24 protein-coding genes and 3 pseudogenes are annotated in these 23,412 nt (G+C 71.9%); 16 read left to right on the top strand and 11 right to left on the bottom strand.

Going from position 1 to position 23,412, the window contains the following annotated elements; all coding sequences use genetic code 11:
• Nucleotides 1–14 precede the first annotated feature (14 nt).
• Nucleotides 15–1,331 carry a helix-turn-helix domain-containing protein gene (locus ACFZDJ_RS18350; RefSeq protein ID WP_391060124.1) on the bottom strand — a complete coding sequence of 439 codons (1,317 nt, stop codon included), beginning with the start codon at nt 1,329–1,331 and terminating at the stop codon, nt 15–17.
• A gap of 346 nt (nt 1,332–1,677) precedes the next feature.
• Between ACFZDJ_RS18350 and ACFZDJ_RS18345 the strand changes: the two genes are divergently transcribed.
• The gene (locus ACFZDJ_RS18345; RefSeq protein ID WP_391060122.1) at nt 1,678–3,399 is read left to right on the top strand and encodes an AMP-binding protein; all 1,722 of its coding nucleotides are present in this window, start codon (nt 1,678–1,680) and stop codon (nt 3,397–3,399) included.
• A 126-nt stretch (nt 3,400–3,525) separates the two neighbouring features.
• On the opposite strand, the pseudogene ACFZDJ_RS18340 reads toward ACFZDJ_RS18345, so the two are convergent.
• Both ACFZDJ_RS18340 and ACFZDJ_RS18335 read right to left on the bottom strand, forming a co-directional pair.
• Nucleotides 3,526–3,816 (bottom strand): annotated as a pseudogene (locus ACFZDJ_RS18340) (beta-ketoacyl synthase N-terminal-like domain-containing protein); the annotation flags it as partial.
• Nucleotides 3,786–3,962, bottom strand: a pseudogene (locus ACFZDJ_RS18335) (hypothetical protein); the annotation flags it as partial. The pseudogenes ACFZDJ_RS18340 and ACFZDJ_RS18335, both read right to left, overlap by 31 nt.
• A gap of 24 nt (nt 3,963–3,986) precedes the next feature.
• On the opposite strand from ACFZDJ_RS18335, the gene ACFZDJ_RS18330 reads away from it, so the two are divergent.
• The 6 genes from ACFZDJ_RS18330 (at nt 3,987) to ACFZDJ_RS18305 (ending at nt 8,660) form a co-directional block, all read left to right on the top strand.
• Entirely contained in the window at nt 3,987–4,271 is a 285-nt protein-coding gene (locus ACFZDJ_RS18330) for a hypothetical protein (protein ID WP_390936197.1), read from the top strand.
• Between the two features lie 203 nt (nt 4,272–4,474).
• Nucleotides 4,475–6,025, top strand: a complete 1,551-nt coding sequence (locus ACFZDJ_RS18325) for an ATP-binding protein (protein ID WP_391060120.1) — start codon at nt 4,475–4,477, stop codon at nt 6,023–6,025.
• Complete coding sequence (locus ACFZDJ_RS18320; RefSeq protein ID WP_384915573.1) at nt 6,022–6,432, top strand: roadblock/LC7 domain-containing protein; 411 nt, start codon at nt 6,022–6,024, stop codon at nt 6,430–6,432. Before ACFZDJ_RS18325 ends, ACFZDJ_RS18320 begins: the two co-directional genes overlap by 4 nt.
• Complete coding sequence (locus tag ACFZDJ_RS18315; protein WP_168514362.1) at nt 6,429–6,800, top strand: DUF742 domain-containing protein; 372 nt, start codon at nt 6,429–6,431, stop codon at nt 6,798–6,800. Before ACFZDJ_RS18320 ends, ACFZDJ_RS18315 begins: the two co-directional genes overlap by 4 nt.
• A complete protein-coding gene (locus tag ACFZDJ_RS18310) occupies nt 6,781–7,389 on the top strand; it encodes an ATP/GTP-binding protein (RefSeq protein ID WP_391060118.1) in 609 nt (202 codons plus the stop codon). The genes ACFZDJ_RS18315 and ACFZDJ_RS18310 overlap by 20 nt, the downstream gene beginning before the upstream one ends.
• Nucleotides 7,386–8,660, top strand: coding sequence for a cytochrome P450 (locus tag ACFZDJ_RS18305; protein WP_391060116.1), 1,275 nt, complete (start codon nt 7,386–7,388; stop codon nt 8,658–8,660). Before ACFZDJ_RS18310 ends, ACFZDJ_RS18305 begins: the two co-directional genes overlap by 4 nt.
• A 59-nt stretch (nt 8,661–8,719) precedes the next feature.
• On the opposite strand, the gene ACFZDJ_RS18300 is transcribed toward ACFZDJ_RS18305, so the two are convergent.
• Nucleotides 8,720–10,387 carry an amidohydrolase family protein gene (locus tag ACFZDJ_RS18300; protein WP_391060114.1) on the bottom strand — a complete coding sequence of 556 codons (1,668 nt, stop codon included), beginning with the start codon at nt 10,385–10,387 and terminating at the stop codon, nt 8,720–8,722.
• Between the two features lie 22 nt (nt 10,388–10,409).
• Complete coding sequence (locus ACFZDJ_RS18295; RefSeq protein ID WP_390936186.1) at nt 10,410–11,903, bottom strand: amino acid permease; 1,494 nt, start codon at nt 11,901–11,903, stop codon at nt 10,410–10,412.
• Nucleotides 11,904–12,084: 181 nt separating this feature from the next.
• Between ACFZDJ_RS18295 and ACFZDJ_RS18290 the strand changes: the two genes are divergently transcribed.
• From ACFZDJ_RS18290 to ACFZDJ_RS18280, 3 genes and pseudogenes are all read left to right on the top strand, one after another.
• Nucleotides 12,085–12,843 (top strand): TetR family transcriptional regulator, encoded by a 759-nt coding sequence (locus tag ACFZDJ_RS18290; RefSeq protein ID WP_391060570.1) that lies wholly within the window; start codon nt 12,085–12,087, stop codon nt 12,841–12,843.
• On the top strand, nt 12,840–13,301 hold the full coding sequence (locus ACFZDJ_RS18285; RefSeq protein ID WP_390936184.1) for a pyridoxamine 5'-phosphate oxidase family protein: 462 nt from the start codon (nt 12,840–12,842) through the stop codon (nt 13,299–13,301). The genes ACFZDJ_RS18290 and ACFZDJ_RS18285 overlap by 4 nt, the downstream gene beginning before the upstream one ends.
• 37 nt (nt 13,302–13,338) lie before the next feature.
• Nucleotides 13,339–13,431 (top strand): annotated as a pseudogene (locus ACFZDJ_RS18280) (VOC family protein); the annotation flags it as partial.
• A 44-nt stretch (nt 13,432–13,475) separates the two neighbouring features.
• Here the strand turns inward: ACFZDJ_RS18280 and ACFZDJ_RS18275 are convergent.
• Nucleotides 13,476–13,793: a DUF4235 domain-containing protein gene (locus tag ACFZDJ_RS18275; RefSeq protein WP_391060112.1), complete on the bottom strand. Its 318-nt coding sequence runs from the start codon at nt 13,791–13,793 to the stop codon at nt 13,476–13,478.
• A gap of 111 nt (nt 13,794–13,904) precedes the next feature.
• On the opposite strand from ACFZDJ_RS18275, the gene ACFZDJ_RS18270 reads away from it, so the two are divergent.
• The gene (locus ACFZDJ_RS18270; protein ID WP_391060110.1) at nt 13,905–14,891 is read left to right on the top strand and encodes a cation diffusion facilitator family transporter; all 987 of its coding nucleotides are present in this window, start codon (nt 13,905–13,907) and stop codon (nt 14,889–14,891) included.
• A gap of 66 nt (nt 14,892–14,957) precedes the next feature.
• Here ACFZDJ_RS18270 and ACFZDJ_RS18265 read toward each other — a convergent pair whose 3' ends face one another.
• Together ACFZDJ_RS18265 and ACFZDJ_RS18260 are read right to left on the bottom strand one after the other, a co-directional pair.
• A complete protein-coding gene (locus tag ACFZDJ_RS18265) occupies nt 14,958–15,401 on the bottom strand; it encodes a nitroreductase/quinone reductase family protein (protein WP_391060108.1) in 444 nt (147 codons plus the stop codon).
• Nucleotides 15,402–15,508: 107 nt separating this feature from the next.
• A complete protein-coding gene (locus ACFZDJ_RS18260; RefSeq protein WP_391060106.1) occupies nt 15,509–16,138 on the bottom strand; it encodes a LysE family transporter in 630 nt (209 codons plus the stop codon).
• A 405-nt stretch (nt 16,139–16,543) separates the two neighbouring features.
• Here ACFZDJ_RS18260 and ACFZDJ_RS18255 point away from each other — a divergent pair, with 405 nt between their 5' ends.
• Both ACFZDJ_RS18255 and ACFZDJ_RS18250 read left to right on the top strand, forming a co-directional pair.
• Nucleotides 16,544–17,731: a cytochrome P450 gene (locus ACFZDJ_RS18255; RefSeq protein ID WP_390936177.1), complete on the top strand. Its 1,188-nt coding sequence runs from the start codon at nt 16,544–16,546 to the stop codon at nt 17,729–17,731.
• A 19-nt stretch (nt 17,732–17,750) separates the two neighbouring features.
• A complete protein-coding gene (locus tag ACFZDJ_RS18250; RefSeq protein ID WP_054234301.1) occupies nt 17,751–17,945 on the top strand; it encodes a ferredoxin in 195 nt (64 codons plus the stop codon).
• 140 nt (nt 17,946–18,085) lie between these two features.
• Here the strand turns inward: ACFZDJ_RS18250 and ACFZDJ_RS18245 are convergent, their stop codons facing one another.
• Nucleotides 18,086–18,667, bottom strand: coding sequence for a TetR family transcriptional regulator (locus ACFZDJ_RS18245; protein ID WP_391060104.1), 582 nt, complete (start codon nt 18,665–18,667; stop codon nt 18,086–18,088).
• A 124-nt stretch (nt 18,668–18,791) separates the two neighbouring features.
• Here ACFZDJ_RS18245 and ACFZDJ_RS18240 point away from each other — a divergent pair, with 124 nt between their 5' ends.
• Together ACFZDJ_RS18240 and ACFZDJ_RS18235 are read left to right on the top strand one after the other, a co-directional pair.
• Entirely contained in the window at nt 18,792–19,250 is a 459-nt protein-coding gene (locus ACFZDJ_RS18240) for a DUF1348 family protein (RefSeq protein WP_391060102.1), read from the top strand.
• A gap of 49 nt (nt 19,251–19,299) precedes the next feature.
• On the top strand, nt 19,300–19,833 hold the full coding sequence (locus ACFZDJ_RS18235; protein ID WP_391060100.1) for a flavoprotein: 534 nt from the start codon (nt 19,300–19,302) through the stop codon (nt 19,831–19,833).
• A gap of 10 nt (nt 19,834–19,843) precedes the next feature.
• Here ACFZDJ_RS18235 and ACFZDJ_RS18230 read toward each other — a convergent pair whose 3' ends face one another.
• Nucleotides 19,844–21,535: a phospholipid carrier-dependent glycosyltransferase gene (locus ACFZDJ_RS18230; protein ID WP_391060098.1), complete on the bottom strand. Its 1,692-nt coding sequence runs from the start codon at nt 21,533–21,535 to the stop codon at nt 19,844–19,846.
• A gap of 114 nt (nt 21,536–21,649) precedes the next feature.
• Nucleotides 21,650–22,519 (bottom strand): endo alpha-1,4 polygalactosaminidase, encoded by an 870-nt coding sequence (locus ACFZDJ_RS18225; RefSeq protein WP_390936225.1) that lies wholly within the window; start codon nt 22,517–22,519, stop codon nt 21,650–21,652.
• A gap of 286 nt (nt 22,520–22,805) precedes the next feature.
• Between ACFZDJ_RS18225 and ACFZDJ_RS18220 the strand changes: the two genes are divergently transcribed.
• Nucleotides 22,806–23,411, top strand: coding sequence for an NAD(P)-binding domain-containing protein (locus ACFZDJ_RS18220; RefSeq protein ID WP_391060096.1), 606 nt, complete (start codon nt 22,806–22,808; stop codon nt 23,409–23,411).
• Nucleotide 23,412: the final 1 nt, after the last annotated feature.

Genomic DNA, 23,412 nt, shown 5'->3' with positions numbered 1-23,412 from the left:
ACCAGGCGTGACCGTCACCGGGCCCCGGCGGCCCGCCGCAACGTCAGCGCCCGCAGCGCGAGCTGCATCTCGAACTGGGCCGTCGGATCGTGGAGCTGCGCGCCGAACAACTCGTCCAGCTGCCGCATCCGATAGCGCACCGTCTGCGGGTGCACGGCGAGCCGCGCCGCCACCTCACTCGCGTTGTGGCCGCTCTGCAGCCAGGTCAGCAGCGTCTCGGCGAGCCGCTCCCGCTGCGGCGAGCGGATCCGGTCCAGCGGGCTCAGCCGGCGTTCGGCCAGCGCGTCCACCAACGCCTCGTCCCGGAAAAGCAGGAGCGTGGCCAGGTGCTCCTGGCAGTGCACCATCTCCGTGTCGGGCAGTATTCCCCGCCGCACCAGCTCCAGCGCCTCGGCCGCCCAGCGCAGCGACCGGGCGCCCTCGTGCAGCGCCACCGTCGGCCCCATCGCCGTACGTAACCCGTGCAGCGCCCCGGAGACCGCCCGCGCCCGCCCCGGCCCCTGCGGATCCGGCACGACGAGGACCGCCGGCTGGACGTCGAACCGGGTGAGGAACTCCGGCGGCACGATGGGCCGGGCCGCCGCCGCGGGCCGTGGCCCGCGGTCGATCGCGACCACCGCAAGCGCCCGCGGCACCGGCCATCCCGCGGTGTGCGCGAGCTCGCTGATCGCCTCGGCCGACGCCGGCGGATCGGCGGTGAGCAGATCGAGGAGCCGGGCCCGCCGCTGCTGCAACTCGCCCGCCCGGTGCAGCCGTGCCTCCGTGTAGCCCGCGGTCGTCGCGGCGGCCATCTCGTCCAGGTGCAGGAACAGCGCCTCGCCGAACGCGGCCAGCACATTGCGCGGCAGCAGTTCGGCGTCGACCAGCGCGTTGATCCGACGCCACGTCACCCGCGCGCCGAGCCGCAGCGCGGACTGGAACGAGTCGAGACTGCGCCCCTCGTCCGCCTCGCCCCGCCCGATGCGCCGGTAGGTCTCCTTCACCGGCTCCCCGTCGGTGTCCGGCTGCGCCATCCGCTCCAGGAACCCCTGCAGGGCGTGCTCGACACCCCGCTGCACGACCTGCATGTACGTGTCGTCCGTCGGGCGCGCGTACTCCGGGATCTCGGTTCTGATCGCCCGTACGACCTCTTCCCTGATGTCGGTGAAGAACGGTCTGAGATGGTGGTGCAGGTCCGAAGGGATCGCCTTGAAGGGGCCGTTGGGCTCGTCGCCCGTCTTCTGTGCGTCCGCCGTCTCCTGTGCGTCCGCCGCGTCCGCCACGGCGTCGTCCGTCGCGTCGACCGCCCTGCGGCCCGCGTCCTCGCTCTCCAAGGTGCGGAATCCGGTCATCGCTGCGGCTCCCTTCTGCGGGCGCGGTCGGGGGCTCGGAGACGATACCGGCAAGTAGGGAGCCGCGCCCCATCAACGGCGGACAGACGTGGGTGTGTGGATTGTCACGTGGTGACAACGGGGACTCGGTGGCGCGGACGGCCGACGGCCCGGAGCCCCCGTGGCTTCGCCCCGGACGCCGAATCGAGGCCCGGTCTTTGTCAGCCCACTGACAGAAGTCGGGTGACGAACTGTCAACACGTCGTCTAACCCGACCGGCACCCCTCGGCGGACGCTGGGCCCGTCCCCCTGCTCGACCACCCCACCGGACAACAGCCCCATCGCCCCCACAAGTTGGAGCCGATCCATGACCCCCGCCCGGCCGCCCGCCGACGCCCCACTGACGGACCACCTGCGGCACTGGGCCCGCCACCGCCCGCAGCAACGGGCCTTCAGCCACGTCGACTTCCCCGACACCGCGTCCCCGGGACAGCACCGCACGCTCGGCTGGCGGGCCCTGGACGCCCGCGCCCGCGCCGTCGCCGACCGACTGGTGACCCTCGCCGCGCCCGGCGACCGGGCCGCCCTGGTCATGCCCCAAGGACTCGACTACGTGGCCGCCTTCCTCGGCTGCCTCTACGCACGCGTGATCGCCGTACCGCTCTTCAGCCCCCGGCTCCCCGGTCACGCGGGCGGACTGGCGGCCGTCCTCGCCGACTGCGAACCCGGCTGCCTGCTCACCGACTCGACCACCGTCACCGCGGTCGACGCCTTTGTCCTGGACCACACGCTGCCCGCCGTACCGGTCGTCCCCGTCGACCGGCTCCCCCTCCAGCGCTTCGCCTTCGACGAGGTCGAGTCCGCGCCGGTCCCCGAGGACATCGCCTATCTCCAGTACACCTCGGGCTCCACCCGGGACCCCGCCGGTGTGATGATCAGCCACGCCAACGTCGTCGCCAACGCCCGCCAGGCCATCGACGCCTTCGCGGGCGACCTCGACGACCCCGGCGCCACCACGACCGTCGGCTGGCTGCCCCTCTTCCACGACATGGGCCTGGTCCTCAGCGTGGCCGCGCCCGTCGTCGGCGGCTTCCCCTCCGTCCTGATGGACCCGGTGGCCTTCCTGGAGAACCCCGCGCGCTGGCTGCGCCTGCTGGGCGCGTACGACGGCACGATCAGCGCCGCCCCCAACTTCGCGTACGACTACTGTGTGGCCCGCACCGACCCCGCGGTGGCCGACGAGCTGCGCCTCGACCGCGTACGCGCCCTGATCAACGGCAGCGAGCCGGTGCGGCCGGGCACCATCGACCGCTTCCGTGCCGCCTTCGCACCCGCGGGCCTCGACCCGGCGGCGCACTGTCCCGCGTACGGACTCGCCGAGGCCACCGTGTTCGTGACGGCGGACGCGCCCACGGCGGAGCCCACGACGGTGGCGTGCGACGCGGGCGCGCTCGCCGAGGGGCGGATCGAGAGCGCACAGGACCCGGCGGACACGGCGGCCGTGCTCGTGTCCTGCGGCGCGCCCGTCGGCCAGGAGGTGCGCATCGTCGACGCCGAGGGCGCCGCGCTGCCCGAGGGGCGGGTCGGCGAGATCGAGCTGCGCGGGCCCAACATCGGGCGCGGCTACTGGAAGCGCGCCGATCGGACCCTGCGCGACCCCGAGGGCTGGCTGCGCTCGGGCGACTACGGCGCCCTGCACGACGGACGGTTGCTGGTCACCGGCCGCCTCAAGGACGTGATCATCGTGGACGGACGCAACCACTATCCCCAGGACATCGAGGAGACCGTCCAGAGCGCCGTGGACCTCGTCCGCCGGGACCGGCTGGCCGCCTTCGGCGTGACCCGCGCCGACGAGACGGGTGAGGAACTCGTCGTGGTCGCCGAGCACCGCCGCGAGATCGACCCCACCGAGGAAGAGACCCGCGCCGGGGAACGGGACGTACGCGCCGCGGTCTCCGCCCGCCACGGGCTGCGGCTCGCCGCGCTGCTTCTCGTCCCGCCCGGCTCCGTGCCCCGCACCAGCAGCGGCAAGGTGGCCCGAGCGGCCTGCCGGGCCCGCTTCCTCGACGGCGGGTTCGAGCCCCGGTGAGCCCCACGCGTACGGGATTCCCGGGGTGATCGTCGGGCGGCTGCGCGCCTGGTACGCGCTGGATCCGGGCGAGATCGCCGACGACCGACCGCTGGCCGAACTGGGCCTCACCTCACGGGACGCGGCGGCACTGACCTCACTCACCCCGGTGCGGGTGCCGGCGAGTTCCCGCGCGGGCAGGGCGGCGTGGTCGAGGGCGTCCCGGGTGACCTCCAGGAGCATGCGGTGCTGGGGGTCCATGGCGGCGGCCCCTCGGCCTCGACTCGCTGACGGCCGCGCGGATCGAGGGCGTGGTGGAGCGGGAGTTCGACGTCGTGGTCGAGCCCGGTGTCGACGGCCAGGCTCGGGCCGCGCAGGTCCAGGGTGTAGGACAGCCGGCCCGCCGCGACGCCCAACGCGGCTCCCGTGGCCGTCCAGGCGTCGGGGCCGGCGGCCGTGAGGTGCGCGTACTCGTTGCCGCTGATGCCGACGAACTGGGGCGGGCCACCTTCGGTGTCTCCGTTTTCGTGGTGCGCCGTGGCGGGACGGTTGTCACCTGCGGTTCCAGTACGGGCTACCGGCACGAGTTCGACAACCGCCACCTCTGCATGCGCCGCAAGCGGGTCATCGGCAGCCACGGCGCCAACCTCCAGGAACAGTCCGCCGTGCACCGCCTCCTCGACCTCGGCCGCCTCGCCCCGGCCCTGACCGTCACCCACCCGCTCGACGATGTCGCCGCGACCGCCCGACTGGTCCAGAACAACGCCGATATGGGCAAAGTCGGAGTGCTGTCCCTGGCCCCCGGACCCGGGCTCGGCATCATGGACACCGAGCGCCGGGACGGCCGCCTCCGCCGGGTATCCGAACGCGTTGGCGGTGAACGGTTTTGTTGAGATGAGCACTCCTGGCGGAGCGTGATCGAATACTCACCGGGATGCCGAGCCGGGTTGATCGTTTTGGTCCGGAAACCGATAAGCTCCTTTCTGGCGGCGCGAGTTGGGACCAACACACTCGGTTGCTCCGCGCTGCGTGCTCGGCGCGTACGCCGGCTGCACACCCCCTCTCTGCTCGATCGTGTTGCTTTCGAAGGATGCAGATGGAACTCGCCACTTCGCCCCCGGCGGCGCGGGCACCGGCCGCCTGGTACGGCTGGTGGCTGCTGCCGCTCGCCCTGGGCGCCGGATCCGTGGCCACCGCGGTCGCGGGGCCCGACCCGGTCCAGTTACCCGCGGCCTTCGCCGGCGCCGCGGCGACCGCGGCCAGCGCCGTCTGCGTACGACTCCTCGTCCGCACCCAGTTCCAACTACGCTCCGCCATAAGCGACTTCCGCACCTCGCAAGCCGCCGTCGCCGCCCGGACCCAGGTCTTGCAGGAGCGGCTCGCCCTCCAACAGGCCGTCGTCGCCAGGCTCGGTGACATGTATCTGCCCGATGCGCTGGGGCGCCTGCGGGACGGCGAGGCCATCGACGACATCCTGCCGGAGGTTGCCCGGGAGACCGACGCGAGCCCCGAACTCCGCGCCGAGCTGCGCAAGATCCTGCGCACCGCGCTGATCGGCGTCGAGGCGGAGTTCGACCGCTCCACCTCCGCCGAGCAGGCCGTGATCAGCATCGGCAGCCGCCTCCATGTGCTGACCAGCAAGCTGCGCGGGCGGCTGCACGAGATGCAGGGCGAACACGGCCGGCTGCCCACGGTGGCCCAGGGCCTCATGGAGCTGGACCAGGAGATCGGCCCCGCCGACCGGCTCGCCGCCAGCATCGGCGTGCTCGGCGGCTCGGACCGGCTCGGCCGCCAGTGGCAGGAGGCGCAGCGGCTGCTCAGCGTGGTCCGCGGCGGCATCGGCCGGATCAAGGACTTCGACCGCGTCCAGGTCCGCCACCTGCCCGAACTCGGCGTGGACGGCGGCCTGGTGGACCACCTCACGCTGATCTTCGCGCACCTCCTCGACAACGCGGCCCGCTACTCGCCGCCCACCGAGCCCGTGCTGGTCTCGGGCAAGGAGGTACCCAACGGCGTCGGCATCGAGATCCAGGACTCGGGCAAGGGCCTGAGCGAGGAGAAGAAGCGCGAGGCGGAGCAGATCCTCGCGGGCACCACGAGGGGCCCCGGCCTCGGCGGCATCTCCGAGGACGCCAATCTGGGTCTGCGCGTCGTGGGCGCGCTGGCCCGCCGCTACGGCATCCGTGTCACCTTCGCCGACTCGCCCTGGCTCGGAACCTCGGTGGTGGTCGTCGTACCGCACAAGTACTTCAGCCCGCTGCCCGCCACCGGACCGGCTGCCCTGCCGCACCCCGCACCGGCCCATGCCGCCGAGGGTGCGGGCACACAGGAGCCGGACACCACTCCCGGCGGGCTGCCCCGGCGCCGCGGCCGGCGAGGAGGGACCCCGGAGCCGCGGCCCGTGGCCGCCCAGCGGTCCGGGGAGGCCGAGCGGGCCGAGGAGGCCGAGCGCTCCGGGGAGGCCGAGCGCTCCGGGGAGGTCCGGCGGGCCGAGGAGGCCATGGGCGCCGTGCCGCCCGACGCCTCCTTCGTCGGCCTCGCCGCCTTTGCCACCGCCGGACGGGAGTCCGACCCGCCGGGCGGGACGACCGCCGGACCCGACGAGTTCAACGAGCACCGCACCGAAGAGAGCGACCAGTTCACATGACGCAACAGGGAACCGACGTGAGCTGGGCGCTCCGCGACCTGACGGAGAGCATCAAGGAGATCCGCTTCGCCCTCGTGGCGTCGAGCGACGGCAAGGCCATCACCTCCTACGGCGCCGACGACCCCGACGACGTCGACCGGTTCGCCGCCGTGGTCGCGGGCCTCCAGGCGCTGGCCCAGCCGGTGGCCGAGCAGTTCCCCCGGTTCGGCGGGCAGCTGCGGCTCGCGATGATCGAGGTGGACGGCGGGCATCTGTTCGTGGTGCGGGCCGGCGTGGAGACGTACCTCGGAGTGCTCGCCGGGGAAGGCCTCGACCAGGGTCTGCTCGGCCACCAGATGAGGGATCTGGCCCGCCGGATGGGTGAGCTCCTCGGCACCAGGCCGCGCTTGGAGGAGCGCTCTGGATGAGCCGCCCCCGCCGGTCCACGGACCCGTCCGGTCTGGAGCGCTACTACGTCCTCACCGGTGGCCGCAGCGGACCGAGCGGTTCGGCGTCGAAGCTCGACGTGGCGACCCTCGTCGTCGCCCGCGCCGCCCCCGTGCCGGGCCTGCAGCACGAGCACGGGGAGATCCTCCGGCGCTGCCGCGAACCGCTCTCGGTGGCCGAACTCGGCGCTCACCTCGGACTGCCCTTCAACATTCTCGCGGTGCTGCTCTCCGATCTGCTGGACGCGGGCCGCGTCGAGGTACGCCATCCCATCCCGGCGTCCGGCGCCGGCCGCGGGCCCGCCCTCGCGCTCCTTCAGGAGGTACTCAGTGGACTTCACAGGCTTTGACCATCCTGGCCGGAGCGCGCGGGACCGCGGCCCCCGCTCGGTGAAGGTGATGATCGCCGGCGGCTTCGGCACCGGGAAGACCACCATGGTGCGCTCGGTCAGCGACATCAAGCCGCTGACCACCGAGGAGACCCTGACCGAGGCCAGTGTCGACGTCGACGACCTGATCGGCATCGCGGACAAGACCCGAACCACCGTCAGCATGGACTTCGGCAAGATCTGCCTCAACGACGAGCTGATGCTGTACCTGTTCGGCACTCCGGGACAGGAGCGGTTCTGGTTCCTGTGGAACGGTCTGTTCAAGGGCGCCCTCGGGGCGGTCGTCCTGGTGGACACCCGCCGACTGGCCTCCAGTTTCCGGGCCATCGAGGAGATGGAGCGGCAGGACGTGCCCTTCGTCGTCGCGGTGAACGTCTTCCCGGACTCCCCGGTCCACCCTGTCGAGGAGATCCGCGACGCCCTCGACCTCGACCCGCACACCCCGATCGTGTCCTGCGACGCCCGGGACCGGAGGTCCAGCCGTGACGTCCTCGTCGCGCTCATCCGCCACCTGCAGGAACGCTCGACCGCCGCCCTGGAGCACCGATGAACGACCAGCCGTCGTCCGCCCCCGACGCGCCCGGCGGACGCGGATGCCCCGTCGCGCACGACGGCGTCGGCCACCTCACCCGGCTGTACGGGCCCGGGGCGGCGACCGATCCGCACGGCATCTACGCGCGGCTGCGCAAGGAGTACGGGGCCCTCGCGCCGATCCTGCTGGAGGGCGACGTGCCCGCCTGGCTGGTCCTCGGTTACCGCGAGAATCGCCGGGTGCTCGACAACCCCAGCCAGTTCAGCCGGGACGCGCGCATCTGGCGGGACTGGAAGGAAGGGCGCGTCGACGCCACCTCACCGCTGATCCCGATGCTGGGTCGGCATTCCGACTGCGCGTCCCAGGACGGCGAGCCGCACCGCAGGCTGCGCGGCGCCGTCACCGACAACCTCGGGACCATCTCGGGGCGCGGCATCCGGCGCCACGTCACGCACTTCGCGCACCGGCAGATCGACGCGTTCGCCGACGCGGGCAGCGCCGACCTGGTGGCCGACTACGCCGAGTACCTGCCGATGCTGGTCCTGACCAGGCTGTTCGGGCTCCCGGCGGCCGAGGGGCGCAATCTGGCCGAGTCCTGCGCCCACGTCGTCAAGGGCGGCGAGGAAGCCCTCGCCCACGACGACCGGATCCTGCGGATCCTCGCGGAACTCGCCGAGCGCAAGCGCGCCGAGCCCGGCCCCGACTTCACCACCGGGCTGATCGGACACCCCGCGGACCTGGACGAGGAGGAGATCCTCAGCCATCTGCGCCTGGTACTGATCATTGCGCACACCACCACCAGCAATCTGCTGGCCCGGGTACTGCAGTTGATCCTCACCGACACCTCGTGGCTCGCGGGCCTGGTGAGCGGACAGCTCGACATCTCCGCCGTCGTCGAGGAGGTGATGTGGAACGCCCCGCCGCTCGCCGTCCTCCCGGGGCGTTTCGCCGTCGGTGACCTCGAACTTGCCGGCTACCCCGTCAAGGAGGGCGACCTGCTGGTGCTCGGCCTCGGCGCGGGCAACCTCGATCCGGAGATCCGGCCCGACCCCGGCGTCCGCGTGCAGGGGAATCAGTCGCACCTCGCGTTCAGCGGCGGCGCGCACGAGTGCCCGGGGCAGTACATCGGCCAGGCCGTCATCGAGACGGCCGTGGACGTCCTGCTGCACCGGCTGCCGGACCTGCGCCTCGCGGTGCCGGCCGACGCGCTCACCTCGACCGCCTCCACCTGGGAGACCCGACTCGACGCCCTGCCGGTCGAGTTCGCGGCACGCACCGCGGACGTCTGACCGATCCCGCCCCGGCCGACATCCCGGCCGGGGCGGAGAACGGCCTGCCGCAAGGGGAGTCAGGCCCCCGGCGCCGTGTGGACGCGCTCACCCCCCACATAGGTCAGGGCGACCTTCGTGGACGCGATCTCCTCCGGCGGACCGGCGTACGGGTCGCGGTCCAGCACCACGAGATCGGCCAGCGCCCCGGCCCGTATGCTCCCGGTGTCGTCGAGGTGGTTGGCGTACGCCGATCCGGCCGTGTACGCCATGAGGGCGGCCGTCAGGTCGATGCGCTCGGCGGGCAGGAACACCGGCCCGGTCCCGTCCGGAGCCACCCGGTTGACCGCGACATGGATGCCCTGGAGCGGGTCGGCGCTGCTGACCGGCCAGTCGCTGCCCGCGGCGAGCCTCGCCCCGGACCGCAGCAGCGCCCCGAACGGGTACTGCCAGGAGGCCCGTTCGGGCCCGAGGAAGGGCAGGGTCAGCTCGTCCATCTGCGGTTCGTGCGCGGCCCACAGGGGCTGGATGTTGGCCGTGGCACCGAGACGCGCGAAGCGGGGTACGTCGTCGGGATGCACCACCTGGAGATGGGCGAGGTGCGGACGCGTGTCGCTTCGCCCGTTGGCCCTGCGCGCCGCCTCCACGGCGTCCAGGGCGTCGCGCACGGCCCGGTCGCCCAGCGCGTGGAAGTGACACTGGAAGCCGAGCGCGTCCAACTCGGTGACATATGACGGAAGTTGAGCCGGATCGATGAAGCTCTTCCCTCGATTGGCGGTGGCGCAGCCGCACCGGTCCAGATAGGGGTCGAGCAGCGCGGCCGTGCCGTTCTCGGCGACCCCGTCCAGCATCAGCTTGACGCTGGTGGCGCGGAATCGGCCGTGGCTCAACGCGGCCCGCCGTTCGGCGAGTTCGGGTATCTGCTCGGCCCCGCGCTCCCGGTCCCACCACAACGCGCCGACGACGCGTGCGGTCAGCGAACCGTCGCGGGCCGCCGTCAGATAGGCGTCCGACGGGTCCTCCATCCCCACGAACGCGCCGACCAGCGCGTCCTGCCAGGCGGTGATGCCGAGCGCGTGCAGCTCCCGCTGGGCGTGCAGCAGCGCGGCGAGCCGGTCCGCGGCGGTGGCCTGGGGAGTGTGCCGGCCGACGTACTGCATGGCCCCTTCCTGGAGCATCCCGTTCGGCTCGCCCGAGGCGTCCCGCTCGAACCGCCCGTCGGCCGGATCGGGCGTGTCCCGGGTGACGCCCGCGAGCTCCAGGGCGCGGCTGTTGACCCAGGCGCCGTGGTGATCCCGGTTCGGCAGGTACACCGGCCGGTCCGGTACGACCGCGTCCAGCAGTTCCTTGGTCGGCGTGCCGCCCGCGAAGGCCTCCATGGACCAGCCGCCGCCCGTGATCCACTCCCGTTCCGGGTGCGCGTCGGCGTAGGCCCGTACGGCGGCGAGGGTCTCCTCGGCGGTCTTCGCTCCCGTGAGGTCGCACTGACTGAGCTCCAGCCCCGCCGGGACCGGGTGGACGTGGGCGTCCTGGAAGCCCGGCAGGAGCAGCCGTCCAGCCAGGTCGACCACCTCTGTCCTCGGGCCGATCAGGTCGTGGACCTCGGAGTTTCCGACGGCGGTGATCCGGTCGCCGGTGACGGCGACGGCTGTCGCGCCGCGGCCTTCGGGTCCCCTGGGACCCCCGGGACCTTCGTGGCCCTCGGGGGTGAGGACCGGGCCGCCGGTGAAGAGGAGATCGGCGTGCATGTGCTTCTTTCCCTGGTTGGATTCAGTTGGATGTGGCCAGCAGTTGGGGCGCGTCGGCGTCGGTGCCGTGTCCCGTACGGAAGTAGGGGGACTTGCGGACCCACTTCGCCCACGCGGCGGCCAGGAAACCGGAGGCGATCATCAGGGCGGGGGTGAGCAGAAGGAACCAGCCGTTGTCCGCGCTGACTTCGAAGTGGTCGGTGGAGGTGTAGAAGGACCAGGCGAGATAGCCGCCGAGCGTGAGCAGGGCCGCCGCGCTCAAGGAGGGCAGGACCACGGCCCGTATCCCCTGTCGCCAGTCCTCCCGCAGCAGGCCCCGGAAGCGGGCGGCGGCCGCGAGGGCGGTGAGCGCGTAGGACAGCGCGACCACGATCCCGACCGCGTTCACCGTCGCCATGATCATGTCGGCGAGACGGGGAATCACCAGGGCGAGGGCGGCGACCGCCGTCGCCAGCGCGCCGATCAGCAGCGTTCCGGTCGCCGGAGTTCCGTACCGCGTGCTGACCTTGGACCACACCGGTCCGAGCGTACGGTCCCGGCTCATCGCGAACATCCCGCGAGCCGTCGGGATCACCCCGGCCTGCAGCGAGGCGACGGCCGAGAACATCAGGGCCACCAGGGGCAGCGCGGCCAGCGGCTGGGAGGCGAGCCGGTCGCCGAAGAACGCCAGCCCCTGCGCGCCGTGCCCGGCCAACTCCTGCTCCGACAGCACGCGTTGGAAGGCGACCGAGCCGAGGAGGAACAGCCCCAGCATGGTGACCAGCGTGATGAGCCCGGCCCGTGAGGCGTCGCGAGGGTCACGCACCTCCTCGTTCACGGTGAACGCCGCCTCGAAGCCCCAGTAGCAGAACACCGACAGCAGCAGCCCCTGTGCCAGCGCCGACGCCGAGGGAATCGCGAACGGGTCGAACCAGCTCAGCCGGAACGGGTGCGGACCGGTGACGATGCCGTAGCCGCAGAAGCCCAGCAGCACGACGTACTCGAAGACGAGCAGCCCGCTCTGCAGCCGGGCCGCGGTCTTGACCCCGGTGACCGCGGTGAGGGTGACGGCGACGAGGACCACGATGCCCACCGCGGTCGTCTGGGCGGTGGAACCCGGGTCCAGCACCAGCCCCGCCACCCTGTGCAGCCCGGCCTCACCCGCCAGTTGGAGCATCGCCGAGCCGGTCACGGCCGTGGTGTACGCGAGGAACGCCACCGTGGCCACGATGTTCACCCAGCCGACGAGGAAGCCGAGCCAGGGGGTGAGCGAACGGCCCACCCACACATAGCCGTTGCCCGCGTTCGGCTCGACCCGGTTCAGCCGGCTGTAGGCACCCGCGATCCCGAGGATCGGCAGGAAGGCCAGCAGCATGATGGCGGGCAGGTGCAGCCCGACCACGCCGGCCGTCACACCCAGCCCGATGCCGATGCTGGTGGTCGCCGCCGTGCTGGAGGCGGCGATGGCGACGCCGTCCACGACGCCGAGCGACTTGCGCAGGGACGGGGGGTCCTCACCGTAGGGCTGCTGCGTCATGGCCTGCTCCGATCGCACCCAGGGGGCCTGATTCCGGCCCGATGAGCGGAAATGAAACTGCCCGGGGCCTTAACAGGTCAACGCCGTTGACATAAGGTGCACGCACCAGAGGCGCGGAGCCCGTGCCGTGCGGCACCGGAGACGAGCCTGTGCGACACCGGAGGGAGAGTCCATGACGTCCATGAACGACCGGGTCGTCCCGCCCGCCGCCCGGCGGCGCAGGCGCCCCACCAAGACCGGAGTCGTGCTCTCCGAGGAGCTGATCGTCGAGACCGCGCTGCGGCTGCTCAAGGAGCACGGCGCCGACGCCCTCACCGTCCGCCGCCTCGGCCTCGCCCTCGGCGCCGACCCGACCGCCCTGTACCGGTACTTCCGCGACACCGACGACCTGCTCCTCGCCATCGCCGACGAACTCATCGGCCGCACCCTGCGCACCTGGCGCCCCACCGGGGACTGGCGCGCCGACCTGCGGGATCTCGGCCTGCAGATGCACGCCGGGGCGCTGTCGCATCCGCAGGCCGCGGTGCTCAGCTCCTACCGCGTCACCGGCCGGGTCCACGAGATCGAGGCCGTCGAAGCCATCCTCGGCGTGCTGCGCGGAGCCGGTTTCCCGGACCCGGACGCGGTGCGGATCTACCACGCCTTCGTCGACCAGTCCCTGGCCTTCGCCGCCCTCGACGCGGCGAGCCTGGCGCTTCCGCGCGCCGCGCGCGACGCGGAGGCCGGCGTGTGGCGGGCGACGTACGCCCGGCTGCCCGCCGACACACACCCGCACATCGCGGCGACCGCCCGCCACCTGCTGGTGGACATGCGCCGCAGCGCCTATCCGGTGGCGCTGGACATGCTGCTGACCGCGGCGGCGGCCTGCCTCGAAGAGGTCGCCGATCACGCCGATCCTTCCCGCGCCCGAGGAGAAGATCAGGAGACCGCCCGTCCATGAACCCGCCCGCCCGTTCCCCGAAGCAACGCAAGCACGACACCCTCCACCGGCTGGAGAACGACGTCGACTGCTGGGTGTCCACGGCCGACGGCGCCGGGAAGACGCCGTACCTGATCCCGCTGTCCTTCCTCTGGGACGGCACCACCCTGCTGCTCGCCACCCCGGCCGCCAGTCCGACCGGCCGCAACCTGCGCGCGACCGGCAAGGTGCGCCTGGGTATCGGCCCGACCCGCGACGTGGTGCTCGTCGAGGGAACCGCCGAGGCGCTGGAACCCGCCGCGCTGCCGGACGGAGTCGGCGACGCCTTCGCCGAGAAGACCGGCTTCGACCCGCGCGGACTCACCACGGCGTACCTCTATTTCCGTATCGCGCCGCGGCGCGTGCAGGCTTGGCGCGAGGCCGACGAACTCACCGGGCGTGACCTCATGCGCGACGGGGAGTGGCTCATGGCGGACTGAAATCGCCCTACGGGGTAACCGGGAACACAGCGGGCGGCCGAGCCCGTTCGAGGAACGCGGCTACGCCGACCCATCCGGACACTCCTTCACCCTGCGCCTCCTGCCGCAGACCACACCCAAACAGGGCTGACCGCCCGACCCGCGCCGGGCCGGTCTCGCGCGGGTCGCCGGTCCTCAGTCCCGGTCGCTCTTGTCCGAGGACGGCCAGACCCCCGTCGAGTGTTCGACGGCCTTCGCGCCCGTACGGTCCGCGGCGCTGCGCGCCACCGCGAACAAAGCCCCCTGAAGGGCCGCGGCGAGCAACACTTCGCCCCAGCCGCGGTCCTTGTCCAGGGCGTCGGGCGCGTCCTCCTCGTGGCGGATCGCCTTCCACGTCGCCCGGAAGGCGATCCCGGCCAGGGCGCCGCTCGCCCAGCCCAGCGCGAAGCCGAGGGGCTTGTAGGCGAGGGGGAGTTTGAGTTTCTTCGGCTTCTTGGACACCTTCTTGGACACCTGGTCCTCCTTCTTGGTCGAGGCCGACGGTGTCACCGAATCCGGGCGCCGGGTAGAGGGCGTGGGCGTACGCCGAAGTGTGAGGCAGGCACGCCGGGGAAACCGGCCGAGGTGAACCGGAAACCGAACAAGTCGGACCGCAGGACGCGCGTCACCGTGTTGGTCGCCCTGGGCGCCAACCTGCTGATCGCCGTGGCCAAGGCGGTGGGCGGCCTCCTCACGGGCTCACCCGCGCTCCTCTCCGAGGCGGCGCACTCCGTCGCCGACAGCATGAACGAGGTGTTCCTCCTCGCCGCGCTGCGCCGCAGCCGCCGCCCCGCCGACCGCCGGCACCCCTTCGGCTACGGCAAGGAACGGTTCTTCTGGTCGCTGCTCGCGGCCGTCGGCATCTTCGTGATGGGCGGCTGCTTCTCCTTCTTCCAGGGCGTCGAAGCGCTGCGGAACGGCGCCGAGGAGTCCTTCCACGGCTATGTGGCCGGACTGGCGGTACTTGGAGTCGCCCTGCTCGCCGAGGGAGCGTCCCTGCTCCGGGCGCTGCACCAGGTGCGGCGGCAGGGCGGCGGCGCGGACGGGATGCGCGACCCCGCCCTGCGTACGGTGGTCGCCGAGGACGGCACCGCCGTGATCGGTGTCCTGCTCGCCATCACCGGCATGGTGCTGCACATGGTCACCGGCCAGATCGTGTGGGAGGCCTGCGCCTCCCTCGCCATCGGGGTGCTCCTCGTGCGCGTCGCCTACTGGCTCGGCCGGGACGCGCGCGAACAGCTCATCGGGCGGGCCGCCGACGAGGAGGCGAGCCGTCGGATCCGGGCCCTGCTGGAGGCGCAGCCCGAGATCGACAGCGTGGAGGCGCTGCTCACCATGGAGCTGGGCCTCGACTCGACCCTGGTCGCCGCCCGGGTCGACCTCGTGCCGGGCCTGGACAGTGAGGAGGTCGAGGAGGTCGCCGTCCGCATCAAAGGCTCCGTCGCCCAGACCGTCCCGGAGGCCGACCAGATCTTCCTGGACGTCACCGACGCGCGTGCGGCACGGGCCGCGGCGCGCGGTTCCGTGGCAGCGGAAAGCCCCGCCGCGACGGGGGAGCGCGGCGGGGCCTGAGGCACGGGTGCCCGGCGCGCGAGGGATCATGCGCACCGGTTTCCAAGGAATTTCGGTCCGGGTCGGTCAGCCCGTCGGCTCCAGCACGAAGACGGGGATCTCGCGGTCCGTCTTCTTCTGGTAGTCGGCGTAAGGGGGGTACGCGGCGACCGCGCGCTCCCACCACTGGGCCTTCTCCTCACCCGTGACCTCACGCGCCGTCATGTCCTGGCGCTCGGCCCCGTCCTGGAGCTCCACATGCGGATCGGACTGCACGTTGAAGTACCAGACCGGGTGCTTGGGGGCGCCGCCCAGCGAGGCGACCACCGCATAACGTCCGTCGTGCTCGACCCGCATCAGCGGGGTCTTGCGGATCTTGCCGCTCTTGGCACCCCGGGTCGTGAGAATGATGACCGGCAGTCCCGTGTCCAGCAGCGTGGTTCCCTTCGTGCCGCCGGAGCCCTCGTACAACTCCACCTGGTCGCGCACCCACTGCGTCGGGCTGGGTTCGTACTCACCCTCAAGAGGCATGACTTCCGTCCCATCGTCGCTCGTGCTGATCCTGTCTCGGCACGATTCAACACCAGCGCGGACGCGAATCATCCGCACCCGGTCCGCAGACGCGCGAGCTCCACTCCTCATGGTGCGCCGAGCATCCGTACCGCCAGCACCATGATCACGGCACTCGACGCGAGCGCAGTGACCAGGCGCCCCCGGCGTCCCGTCAGCGCCCGGCCGAGCAGCGCGCCGCCGCCGGCGAGCAGGAGTTGCCAGCTCGCGGACGCGAAGAACGCGGCGAGCACGAACACCGCCTGCTCCAGGGGGCGCACCGCCTCGGCCGTCCGGCTGCCGAGGACCAGGGCGGCGAAGTAGATCACGGTGGTGGGGTTGAGGAGGGTGATCCCGAGCAGGGTCAGGTACGCCCGCGCCGGGCGCACCGGGTCCCGTGCGGACCGGGCCGCGAGCCGCTGTTCGCGGTACTGGCGCAACGCGCCGACCGCGCCCCGTACGGCCAGCGCGAGCAGCACCAGACCGGAGGCCCAGCGCAACGGCACGAGCACCGGTTGCAGCGCGGCGGCTAGCGCGGCGCCCCCGAGGGCGGCGACCAGGGCGTACAACCCGTCGGCGGTCGCGACGCCCAGGGCGGCGCAGCCCCCGGTTCTCAGGGACGTACGCGCGGTGAGGGAGACGAGATAGGTCGCGACCGCTCCGACGGGGATGGCGATGCCATAGCCCGCGAGAAGCCCCGCGACGAGCGCGGCGGTCATGACCGGGGAAGCGAGGGCCTCCGCGGACGGCCGGGCTGCTGCTGGACCCGCACCGGACGAGCGGCGGCGGAGGTCGGCGGCAGGAGGGCTTCGATCGTGGGCATGGGCAGATCCTGGGGCCCTCGAGCCGCCCGTGCAAGCGAATTGCGCGAGGACGTCACCGAGCCACCAAAGGCGGGTGTGTACCGTGGAGGTAGCGGTTGGATCGAGCCACACACCCGCCGTACGTACGGCACCCGGGCGGCGACCGAGGCCCGTGGGAGCCCGGCGGCCGCCCCGACCGGCGACGGCGTTCGGCCAGATGGTCCGTCCGGGGCATCTGGCCGAACTTTGCGTGGCTCCTATAGGTGCCTGGGGCATCTAATGAAGATCGGCAAGAGGGAACCATCGCTTGCGAGGTCACTCATGACAGAACCCGTTGCCTTCCCCCAGGACCGTACGTGTCCCTACCACCCGCCCACCGCCTACGACGCCCTTCGCGAGGCGCACCCCCTGTCGCGCGTCTCCCTGTTCGACGGGCGCAACGTGTGGGTCGTCACCGGGCACGGCACCGCCCGAGACCTGCTCACCGATCCCCGGCTCTCCTCCGACCGCACCCGCCCGGCGTTCCCGATGCCCACGGAGCGGTTCGCCCAGTCCCGCAACCGGCGGGTCGCGCTGCTCGGGCTCGACGATCCAGCTCACCACACCCAGCGCCGCATGCTCGTTCCGAGCTTCACCCTGAAACGGACCGCGGCCCTGCGCCCGCGCATCCAGGAGACCGTCGACCGGCTGCTGGACGCCGTGGAACGGCAGGGACCGCCCACCGAACTGGTCAGCGCCTTCGCGCTGCCGGTGCCCTCGATGGTGATCTGCGCGCTGCTCGGCGTGCCGTACGCAGACCACGACTTCTTCGAGGAGCAGTCCCGCAGGCTGCTGCGCGGCCCGGCCGCCGCGGACACCCAGGACGCGCGCGACCAGCTGGAGGCCTACTTCGGGGCGCTGATCGACCGCAAGTGGAAGGACCCGGGGGACGGGCTCCTCGACGAGCTCATCCACGAACAACTGAGCGAGGGGAAGGTGGACCGCGAGGAGCTGATCAGCCTGGCGACGATCCTGCTGGTCGCCGGGCACGAGACGACCGCGAACATGATCTCGCTCGGTACGTTCACCCTGCTGCACCACCCCGAGCAGCTGGCGGAACTGCGCGCCGAGCCGACGCTCATGCCCGCCGCCGTGGAGGAACTGCTGCGCTTCCTGTCCATCGCCGACGGGCTGCTGCGGGTGGCCACCGAGGACATCGAGGTGGCCGGGGCGACGATCCGCGCCGACGAGGGCGTGGTCTTCTCGACCTCCGTCATCAACCGTGACGCGGGCACCTTCCCCGAGCCGGACGCCCTGGACTGGCACCGTTCGGCCCGTCATCACGTCGCGTTCGGCTTCGGCATCCACCAGTGCCTCGGCCAGAACCTCGCCCGCGCCGAGATGGAGATCGCCCTGCTGTCACTCTTCGACCGGTTGCCCGGACTGCGTCTGGCCGTGCCGGCGGACGAGATCCCCTTCAAAGCGGGAGACACGATCCAGGGGATGCTGGAACTCCCCGTGACCTGGTAAGAGGCTGGCGGCCATGAGTATCGAGATCGCCATCGACAAGGACGTCTGCATCGGCGCGGGACAGTGCGCGCTGACCGCGCCGAACGTCTTCACCCAGGACGACGACGGCTTCAGCGCGCTGTTGCCCGGCCGTGAGGACGGCGGCGGCGACCCGCTGGTCCGGGAGGCCGCGCGGGCCTGCCCGGTGGGCGCCATCACCGTCTCCGAGAGCTGAGGACCACTCGACGAGACCTGAGAACGACTCGGCGGGAGCTGAGGACCACTCGAAGAGACCTGAGAACGACTCGACGAGACCTGAGGACCACTCGACGGGGACGGCCGGCTCGGGTCGGCCGTGCCCGCCGGGCGTTGGTCCTATCGCCGCTGGGCCTCGACGAGCACCCGTGCCGCCCCGCCCGCCTGTTCGGCCGGCGCCGTGCTCCGTGTGATGCCCGCGGTGACCATGGCGCCCTCGGCCAGCAGGAACAGCTGGTCGGCGAGGGCGCCGGGGAGCCCCGCGGCGGTCACCAGGCCGCCCAGGTAGTCCTTGAACGCCCCCTTGTGGGCACGGACCTGCGCGACCACGCGTGGCGAGGTCGCGCCGAGTTCGCCGTAGGAGTTGATCCAGGCGCACCCACGGAAGTCGGGCTCGGAGAACCATTGCCCCAGCCATTCGAACACCGCCAGGATCCGCTGCCCGGGCTCCTCGAACCCGTCGACGTGCTCGGCCAGCCGCTGCCGCCAGCGCACGTCGCGCCGCTCGAGATACGCCTCGACCAGGAGCTCCTTCGCCGGGAACAGCTGGTAGAGGCGCTTGAGGGAGACCCCCGAGGCGCCGCGGATGTCGTCCATGCCGACGGTCTGGATGCCGCGGGCGTAGAAGAGCTCCTCAGCGGCGTCCAACGCCTGTTCGCGGGCGGCGGCGAGGGCCTGTTCGCGGGCGGCTGTGCTGTCCATACGGGGCTGCTCCTTGACGCGAGAACCAACGTTCTCTACGTTAGCAGTCGAGAGAGAGAACGCACGTTCTCCACTCACGTGATGCGCGTGGACCAGATGCGCGTGTATCTGAAAGGACACCCCCGTGAACGACCGCCCGCCCCTCCCGCCCTTCACCTCTCAGACCGCGGCCCAGAAGGTCCAGGCCGCCGAGGACGCCTGGAACACCCGTGATCCCCACAAGGTCGCCCTCGCCTACTCCGTGGACTCGGTCTGGCGCAACCGCGACACCTTCGTCACCGGCCGCGCCGAGATCGTCGAACTCCTCACCGCCAAGTGGGCGCGCGAACACGAGTACGCCCTGCGCAAAGACCTGTGGGCCTTCGACGGCAACCGCATCGCCGTCCGCTTCCAGTACGAGTCGCGCGACGCCGACGGGCAGTGGTGGCGGTCGTACGGCAACGAGCTGTGGGAGTTCGACGAGCACGGGCTGATGACCCGGCGCGAGGCCAGCATCAATGACGTACGCATGGACGAGCACGAGCGCCGCATCTTCGGCCCGCGCCCGGAAGCCGAACGCGGGGACTCCTTCCCGGTCCACTGAAGATCCCGTGTGTCCGCATGCGATGCCACGTGGTCACTAGGGTTCCCACGTGACCGAACACGCCGAAAAGCCCTTCCTCTACGTCGTCGTGTGCGCGGCCGGTATCGCACAGGACGTCAGCGAACTGATCACCGAGGCACAGGAACGGAGCTGGGAGGTCGGCGTCATCGCCACCCCGCAGGGGCTCGGTTTCTTCGACGCACCGGCGGTCGAGGCGCAGACCGGTCGCCCGATCAGGTCCGCCTGGCGGGCCCCGGGCGACCCGCGCCCCTTCCCGGCCCCCGACGCGGTGGCCGTCGCCCCGGCCACCTTCAACACCGTCAACAAGTGGGCGGCCGGGATATCCGACACCCTCGCGCTCGGCACGCTGAACGAGGCGTACGGACTCGGCGTCCCGATCGCCGTACTGCCCTGTGTGAGCGACGCGCTGGCGGCACACCCCGCGTACCGGGGGAGCGTCGAGCGGCTGCGCGGAATGGGTGTCCGGTTCGGCGACCGCTACTGCGGGGAGCCGGGGGAGAACGGCCTGCGCGCGGAGTTCCCCTGGGGGCGGGCCCTGGACCTGCTCGCTTCTCGCGCGTGACGCCCGGGGGTCAGGGACGACGGTAGATCGTGATCGAGTGGCCGACGTCGTCGATGGGCGTGGCGCCGTCGAGCAGCGCCGCCAGACGGCCGTCGGCCTTCGCGACGGCGGTGTCCGACACGGCGAGCAGTCCGTGCACCTCGCTCGGCGGCACCTTGCGCGGATCGGCCGCCTCGATCCCGTAGTACGAGGGCACACCACTGCCCTTGTAGACCAGCCAAACCCGCTCGCCCGGATACCGCCCGGCCAGACGGTCGGCCAGGCGGCCCAGGTCCTGCCCCCAGTCGACGTTCGAGTCGTGCAGCCGCAGACGGGTTTGCGAGGGTCCGCCGAACGCCTCGTTGGAGTACGGCAGGTAGTACGGGAACGCGCGCAGCGAACTGATCGCGACGAAGCCGACCAGCGCCGCCGTGACGAGGTGGGCCCAGCGCCGACGCAGGGCGACGACCCCGGCCGCCGCCACCGCCAGGAACACCGGGACGAAGAGGGCGTATCTGACGCCGAGGTCCCGGGACCCGGTCATGGCCACGGCCAGCAGGACGGCCGGGGGGAGCAGGACGTACGGGGCGGCGGGCCGCAGCCGGGGTACGGCCGTCGTCACGGCGAGGCCCATGAGCCAGAGCGCGATCATGCCGAGCGGTGTCTTCACCAGCAGCGCGGCCGGCAGGTAGTACCAGAGCGAGCCGTGGTAGACCCGTCCGAACAGGAAGCCGGTCCACACGTCGTTCTCGAAGCCGAACTGGATCCGCATCCCGTCGCGGTACGGCCGAGGCACCGGCAGCCAGTCGATGACGAGCCCGCGCAGACCGTGCACGGCAGGGAGGTTCGCGGGAGCCGTCCAGCGCAGCTGCGGGTCGACGACCAGGTAGGTCGCCCACACGACGGCGAGCGCCACCAGCACCGTACCGGCCGCCACCGCCACCCCCAGGCCGACGAGCCGCGGCTGCGCGCGCAGGCCAAGGCCAGGCGTGCGGCGTGCCTGCCAGTAGGAGAGGAACACCAGGAGCAGCAGCACCGGCACCGCCGGCAGGGTGCTCATCTTGGTGGCGAGCGCCGCGCCGAGGGCCGCCCCCGCGAGGGCGAGGTGGAGCAGAGGCCGCCGACGCCGGGCCCGCCACGCCAGCCACACCGACGTCAGCAGGAATCCGGCCGCCGGTACGTCGAGTGTGGCGAGCGAGCCGTTGGTGATGACGTCGGGCGAGAACGCGTACAGCCCGAGCGCCACCAACCCGCCCACGGTGCCGACGAGTTCACGGGCGAACGCGAGGACGACCAGACCGAACAGCAGCGTCAGCACGATCACCGGCAGCCGCGCCCACAGCATCACCCGCCAGGGATCGTTGCCCGACTCGTACAGCAACCGCCGTCCGAGCGCCGTCTGATCGCCCGTGAAGTGCGCGTCCAGGTGCGGCCGGGCGAACAGCAGTCCGGTCGCGATGATGAGCTTGCCCAGCGGCGGATGCTCGGGGTTGAAGCGCAGGCTGTGTTCCCGCACATAGGTCTCCGCCGTGCCCACGTACACCGGCTCGTCGATCGTCGGCGTCTGCTGCGCGGCCGCCGTGACCATCGCGACCGCCATCTGGGCCAGCAGGGCGACCACCGCCAGCGCGAGCAGCCACCGCCGGTGCCGCCGGAGCCGATCGAACCGGCCCGGCGGTCTGGCGGTGCTGGTGGGCAGGCGGTCGCCCTGCCTGCTGGCCATGGATGTCGACATGCCCTTTGATACGTCCGCTCCGTGCGTACCCGCTCATCCGGAAACCACCCGGCTTCGCTGCGAGTATGCACGCTGCCCTCTCCCGGCCCGGGGCAGCGTCCGTCAGCGCGTCCGGCGGACGTACTGCGCGGTGCCCGGCGTCGACACCTGCACATCGCGGCGCACGATGCTCAGCCGGTTCCCGTAGCTCGCGAGGGCCTTGCGCAGACCGCTGTCGGTGTACTCGATGTCGACCACCCGGTTGTCGAACGCCTTTGCGTAGGTGTCGCACTCGTCGTACTGGCCGCACTCCTCGGTCACCGCGAAGTCGAGCTTGGTCCTCGACCTGAGCCCGGCCAGTTCCGCGGTGTTCTTCTGTCCGATGGCCAGCCCCCGGGCGTGCGCGTGGGCCGAGAGGAGGGTGATGAACGCGGTGGCGTCGTTCGCCGTCAGCAGATGGCCGGAGCGGGTGTAGCTGTCGTAGTTGTCCGGCTCGACGGCGTCGAATCCCTTGTCGGCGCATTCGTCGATCCAGCGGTTGACCCGCATGGCCACCCGCTTGCGCCTGGCCGGCGTGCGGAGGTCGAGGAGCGCCTCGTTCCAGTCGCGGTCCATGACGACCTTGCCGCGCGCGTCCCGCAGCAGCAGATCGGCCGGCCACGCCTTCGACTCGTCCGGCTGGGCCTGGAAGGCATTGACGTAACAGATGTTGTACAGGCCGGGCGCGGGCGAGTCCGAGCGGTCGCGGCTGACGATGCGGACGCCGGACGGCGGCGGATAGGCGCCGCCGATCTGGTAGTCGAAGCCCGCGTGGAGCGGGGGGAGTTGTACGGCCTCCGCGGTCGGCGGGGAGGCCTTACCCTGCTGGGGTGGCGTCCCCTCGTCCGATCCGGTCGTACAGCTCACCAGCGTCGCGAGCGCCACCAGGGCGGCGGCTGCCCCCAGGCCGGTGACGCGGGAAACACGTTGGGCGGGAATGTCGGCTCCATCGATCGGGGGTACGACCCCGCCTCGGACGCTCCCGCGGTCCTGGCGACTCTGGCCGGACTCGAACGGTGTCCGCTACCGGCTGGGCGTACCTCTGCGTGCCCGGCGCGGCGCCTCGGCACCTCAGGATCAAATCGTCTGGACGACGCCCGCGTCAAGGCGGCCCCCGCCACACCCGCGCGGGTCGCGGACCCGGCCCAGTCACATGACAGAAGCGCCGCTGTGACCTGCGGCGTGATGCTGACCGTCACCCTGTTGTCGTAGGCGCGGAACTCAAGGAGGAGGACACCTCATGCCCATCGGAATCATCGGTGCCGGAGCCATCGGCCAGGCCCTCGCCTATCGGTTCGTGGCGGCGGGCGAGCAGGTCGTCATCAGCAACAGCCGGGGCCCGCAGTCACTGCGGGACCTCGCCACCTCGATCGGCCCTGCACTGACGCCCGCCACCGTCGCGGAGTCGGCCAAGGAGGAGATCGTCGTCCTCGCCGTGCCGTGGCGTCGGCTGAGCGAGGCGGTGGCCGCCGCTGATGTCCTCGACTGGCAGGAGCGGATCGTCATCGACACCACCAACCCGCTCGGACCGCCCGACTTCAAGGTCGCCGACCTCGACGGCCGCACCTCCAGCGAGGTCGTCGCCGAACTCGTCCGCGGGGCGCGCTTGGTGAAGGCGTTCAACACACTGACACCGGCGGTGCTCGGCTCCGATCCGCGCACCTTCGTCGGACGGCGGGTGGTCTTCCTCTCGGGAAACCACCCCGGGGCCAACGAGCGCGTCACGCGGCTGGCGGACCGGGTGGGCTGGGCGGTCATCAATCTGGGCCCGCTGGCGTCCGGCGGACGGTTGCAACAGTTCCCGGGCGGCCCCCTGCCGACGCTCAATCTGCTCCTGGAGCCCTGAC

Origin of the sequence: Streptomyces sp. NPDC007896 (genome assembly GCF_042959425.1) — a bacterium.
Classification (GTDB): Bacteria; Actinomycetota; Actinomycetes; order Streptomycetales; family Streptomycetaceae; genus Streptomyces.
Note: the sequence above shows the minus strand (reverse complement) of the source record. Positions and strands in the feature narration are given on the sequence as shown.